This window comes from Candidatus Angelobacter sp., from assembly GCA_035607015.1.
Lineage (GTDB): Bacteria > Verrucomicrobiota > Verrucomicrobiia > Limisphaerales > AV2 > AV2.
On record DATNDF010000247.1, the window covers coordinates 1 to 5,227 of the forward strand.

Genomic DNA, 5,227 nt, shown 5'->3' on the forward strand with positions numbered 1-5,227 from the left:
AATTTGCCATCGCCATCGGAGCGCCGTTCAGCCTCGACTATAGCGTTACGTTCGGGCACGTCAGCGCCAAGGGCCGCCACATCATCAACGGAGAGGAAGGCGCGGCCATGGATCAGGATTTCATCCAGACGGATGCCAACATCAACCCGGGCAACAGCGGTGGACCGCTGGTGAACATCGACGGCGAGGTGATCGGCATCAACGCGTTGATCCGCGGTTTGCGCACCGGCATCGGTTTCGCCATTCCCAGCAACCTGGCAAAAGAGATTTCCGGGAAACTGATTGCGGACGGCAAAGTGACCCGCGCCTGGCTGGGCGTCGGAATTCGCGCCCTTGCCGATTTCACGGAATTCAGGGACACCTTTAAGGGCGTGGACGACGGCGTCGTGGTTAGTGAAATATTGCGCGACGGGCCCGCTGCGAAATCGGACCTCAAACCATCCGACATCATCACTGCCGTCGATGGAATGCGCGTCTCGACCGCGCAGGATTTGAAGAACGAGGTGCGCGGCAAAAAGATCGGCGGCCCGGTAACGCTTGACGTGGCGCGCCCGGCCGGCGGGAAGGTCAGAAACATGAAGATCAAGGTCGTCGCCGAGGAATGGCCGGACGAAAACGCGCCTGCTGTCAACAAGCGCCGTGACACAGGCGAAGGCGCGACTTCGAATTTCGGAGTGACCGTGAAGACGTTGACACGCGACCTGGCCAAACAATACGGGGTGGACATGACTGACGGGGTTGTCGTCACCGATGTCGAAGAGGATGGCCCGGCGGCGCGCGGCGGGATCAAACCGGGCGACGTGATTACGGAAATCAACCATGAAAGCGTTACCAATCCCAAACAATTCCGGGACGCGGTTAAAAATGCCGACGCCAAAAAAGGCGTGATCATCAATCTGATCAGCGGCGGCACCAGCCGATTCGAGGTTCTCAAGGATAGTGGCGACTAGCCTCCCCGCCATCCAAGAGAGTGCGCCAGCGCCTGTCCGGGCTGGCGCATTTTCGTTTATCCGTATAACGACCGCCCGTCAACGTTTTAGCGTCGTGCCCCTCCGTGCAACGCGCGGCCTGGGGGGTTCAACGCTGACTCGGATGAGGCTTGCGACGGCATCTCGATACGGCGGCTGTCTCCTTTGTGGCCGACGACGAACGCGATAAAGCCATTAACAAAAGCGGCCCAACCCGGGAAAGAGTCGGACCGCTGCGCCCCGACTCCGGAAAAAGCGAAAACGGAGCCGGAGAAATCCCACATGCTACAAAACGTTCGGTGCCGTGTTGCCGCAAGAGAAAGCGGGGAAGTATTGATTTTTGACTTTGTTTCTCAGCTGCAACACAGCACCGATACTTGTCCACTCAGCATCTAGGGTGCCGTCTTGCAAACGAGAATCCTGGGCAAAGCCGCTGACTCCCAGCCGTCATAAGAAGGTTGCCCTATGGCTCCTTTTGGCGGTTCCGACGCGCGAACATAAAGACCATTCAGAAGCCAAACGCGGACATTATGACCAACTCGACTTGCAAAGAAGTCAGAGGTCGATTTTTTTGGCACAGGCGCCGGACTTGTCGAAACGAGCTGCCCAGTTCACGCGCACAATCGGCCTGTTGTTTTCGGCCGATCCGTTCAATCGTCGACCTGCCAAATTGGCCCTGGTCACCCGCGATTTAATGCGGACGCAATCCTTGACGCTTGAAGTGAACGAAAGATGGGCCAATGGTCCGCGTCGTGTCAAAATTGCGTCCGCGAACGCGCGTCAACATTTGCGCGCTGAACCGGTACAATTGATAATTTGCTTGCCTGTACGTGCCATGCGCGGCTTTCATTCACGACTGTCGGAGAGGTGGCTGAGTGGCCTAAAGCGGCGGTTTGCTAAACCGTTGTACGGGTTAAACCGTACCGGGGGTTCGAATCCCCCCCTCTCCGCCATATTCACCGGAGCGGCCTGAACCAACCGCCGGTTGGCTGCCTTCGATCCGGCTTGAGATCGAAGGAACTGGAAATCGGCGGCACACAGCGCGGTGTCAGAGGCGGCATAACGAAGACTCCTTGACTCCCATGAGCAAAAAAATCCTCGTCGTGGAAGATGAAACCTTCGCGCAAAAGGCCATCCGACAGGTGTTGGAGAACAATGGCTACTCCGTCCTGACAGCCGCCGACGGCTCAACCGCTGTGAGCTTCGCGGTGTCTGAAGCACCTGACCTGATCATCCTGGATCTCGGGCTGGATAGCGGTGATCCGTTTGCGCAGCAGTGGGACGGTTTTGTGGTCATGGACTGGTTAAGGCGCATGACGAGCGAAAAGCGCATCCCGGTAATTGTGCTGACGGCATCAGACCCCGCCACAACCCAGCAACGCGCCCTGGAAGCCGGTGCGATCGCCTTCTTCCAAAAGCCCGCCGACGCAGACCAGCTCGTCGCAGCGATCAAAACCGCGCTCGGCGAATCCCACTGAGCGGCTGGCGCCGGCGCGAAAACCTACTTCGTCCCGGCGGTCCCGACACCGGTCAGGGCGCGCGCCAGACTTATGATCTGCCGTGCGCTATGTTCACTCGATATTGCAAACCGGAAATATCCCGCGTCGGCTCCACCCGGATAGCGGATGAAGCTGGGATAAACCCGCTGCCCGACCAACTGCTTCGTCAACCGGCGCGCCTGCGCCGGAGTCTGTGGAACCACTGCCATGATCGGACCTGGAGTGTCAGGCACGAGAAAATCCGTCTGCTGCAATTCGCTCCGGAGGATTTGAACATTCTGTTGCAAACGGCGGGGCAGCGACCGATCCGATCCCAGGATGCGCACGGCTTGCAAGGCGGCGTTAACCAGAGGCAGCGGCGGCGGCGTGTTGCCGCCGAATAAACGGCTTCTGTCGCGAATGCGATCGCAGACGGAGCGCGCGCCGAGAACGGCGCCGCCATAAACGCCGAAAGCCTTCCCGAGTGAAATCGTTTGCACGATGCGATCCGATCGTACGCCCAATTGCTCGGCCGTTCCTTTGCCCGTCTTTCCCAAAATTCCGGCCCCATGGGCGTCGTCGAGCAGAATCGCCGCGTTTCTCGGCAAGCTGCGAAGATATCCGTCGATTGGAGCCAGTCCGCCATCATGCGAGAACATCCCGTCGGTCAACAGCACCGGCCGTGACTGCCGCCCGATTCGTTCCATGATACGCCTGACCGCACTGGTGTCGCGGTGGGAAAAATTGATGATTGGACCGTCAAAAAAAACGGTCGCGTCCACCAGACTCGCGTGCGCTTTCTCGTCAATCAGCACATGGGAAAAGCCGCCCGCGAGCGCCTGCGCCACGACAAGGTTTGTCGCGTACCCGTTGGAAACGAGAACGGCGTCGGCAGTGCCAAAGAATCCGGCCAGACGCTTCTCAAGCTGCCCGTATAGAAAATGGTTGCCGGTGGTTTTGCGCGACGCGGCGGTGGTCAGGCCGTACTTTTTCAGCCCCGCCACAAGCGCAGCAATGATCGTCGGATGGCTCGACAGCCGGTAATAGTCACAGCCGCCGAAATACGAGAACCTCCTCCCCCGATACAGCACGCAGGTGCGATCCGTTTGTTGGAGCGGTGGCGCGAGTGATTTCATGCGTGCGGCTGATACTAGGGCCGGAGGCCAGTCAGAACACGGAGATTATTTCGGGAAGAAGAACCGTCGGGTCCCGTGTGTTTGGGCGTTGCTTTCGGTGACAGGTCGTGGATAAATCAGTCGAACCTCAGCGGACGACGAATGAATCGCTTTTATGAAAATATCGCTCCCCGCGCGCTTTTTGCCCGCCGCGGTCACGTTGTGTCTTCTGGTTTGCACGCGCGGAGAGTCCGCGACTGAGGCGCATGGCAAAGGGCCGATGTTCCTGGACGAAAAAATCTTCGGCAGGATGCCAGATGGCACGCCGGTAAAACTTTACACTCTAAAGAACCCGAACGGGGTGACGGTCAGAATCACGGAATTCGGCGCCATCATCACGGAAATCCACGCGCCCGACCGCAACGGCAAGGACGCCGACGTGGTGCTCGGTTTCGACAATCTCGACCGCTACGTGAAAGGTCATCCGTTCTTTGGTGCAATCGCGGGGCGTGTCGCCAACCGCATCGCCAACGGCAGGTTCAAACTCGATGGCAAGGAATACACGCTCGCGAAAAACAACGGACCAAACCACCTCCACGGCGGGTTGAAGGGCTTTGACAAAAAGGTCTGGAAGTCAATGCCACGGCCCGCAACCGGGCACGAGGTCAGCGTCGAGTTCAGTTGTTTCAGCCCGGATGGCGAGGAAGGCTATCCCGGTAATCTCAACGTGACCGTAACCTATACGCTCACTGACGAAAACGAGCTGCGGATTGATTACAAGGCAACCACTGACAAAGCCACGCCGGTCAACCTGACCAATCACAGTTATTTCAACCTCGCTGGCTCGGGCGACGTGCTCGGACACGAGCTTTGGCTCGCCGCCGACAGTTACACGCCCACGGATGAAGGTCTGATTCCGACGGGCGAAATCAAAAGCGTCAAAGGCACACCACTCGACTTTACAAAGCCGACAACCCTGGGCGCACGCTATCAACAAACCGGCCTCAAACCCGCCGGCTACGATCACAACTTCGTTTTGAACAACGGCGGCAAATCGCTCGCGTTGGCGGCGCGCGTGGTCGAGCCGAAATCTGGACGCGCGATGGAAGTGTTCACAACCGAGCCGGGCGTCCAGCTTTACACGGCCAACGGCCTTGACGGCTCCATTACCGGAGTCGGGGGCGTGGCGTATCCGCGGCACGGCGGATTCTGCCTCGAGACCCAACATTTTCCGGACTCGATCAACAAACCGAACTTTCCGTCAGTCGTGCTGCGACCCGGGGAAACGTTCAAGAGCACCACGATCTACAAATTCTCGACCAAATAAGCAGACGGGCGGCTTACGTCGTCGCGCTGCTCATTCGATGACCAGGTCAATGGCGGAGAAATGCTGGTGGTCGCTGTGGCTGTTGACAGATTCGAGACGGAGGAGGTAAACGCCGGCGCGGTCCACGCGGAACTTCTGCGTCAGCCCGAGACGGCTCTTTGGCTTGAAGTCCATGACAAAACTTCCCTGCACGATTGCAGTTTCATCGGGCGAAGGAACCTCTTTCTGGCCGGCTTGCTTCTCGGACACGACGAAGAAACGGACCGTGACCTGTTTGTCCAAATCGTGCGGATTGACGTAATCCATCAGGAATTGAAGCGTAAGCAGCTCGCCAGCCTT

At 58.4% G+C, this 5,227-nt stretch carries 5 protein-coding genes and 1 tRNA gene; 4 read left to right on the forward strand and 2 right to left on the reverse strand.

Annotated elements, in window-relative coordinates; genetic code table 11:
• The 3 genes from VN887_10100 to VN887_10110 all read left to right on the forward strand — a co-directional run.
• A partial coding sequence (locus VN887_10100) for a PDZ domain-containing protein (protein HXT40364.1) occupies window positions 1-950 on the forward strand: 950 nt, incomplete at its 5' end.
• A gap of 879 nt (window positions 951-1,829) precedes the next feature.
• A tRNA-Ser gene (locus VN887_10105) sits at window positions 1,830-1,921 on the forward strand.
• Between the two features lie 150 nt (window positions 1,922-2,071).
• Window positions 2,072-2,446 carry a response regulator gene (locus VN887_10110; protein HXT40365.1) on the forward strand — a complete coding sequence of 125 codons (375 nt, stop codon included), beginning with the start codon at window positions 2,072-2,074 and terminating at the stop codon, window positions 2,444-2,446.
• 23 nt (window positions 2,447-2,469) lie between these two features.
• Here the strand turns inward: VN887_10110 and VN887_10115 are convergent, their stop codons facing one another.
• Window positions 2,470-3,582 (reverse strand): pyridoxal phosphate-dependent aminotransferase family protein, encoded by a 1,113-nt coding sequence (locus VN887_10115; protein ID HXT40366.1) that lies wholly within the window; start codon window positions 3,580-3,582, stop codon window positions 2,470-2,472.
• A 154-nt stretch (window positions 3,583-3,736) separates the two neighbouring features.
• Between VN887_10115 and VN887_10120 the strand changes: the two genes are divergently transcribed.
• Window positions 3,737-4,888, forward strand: coding sequence for an aldose epimerase family protein (locus tag VN887_10120; protein HXT40367.1), 1,152 nt, complete (start codon window positions 3,737-3,739; stop codon window positions 4,886-4,888).
• Between the two features lie 30 nt (window positions 4,889-4,918).
• On the opposite strand, the gene VN887_10125 is transcribed toward VN887_10120, so the two are convergent.
• Window positions 4,919-5,227: hypothetical protein (locus VN887_10125; protein HXT40368.1), on the reverse strand; the 309-nt coding region annotated here is incomplete at its 5' end.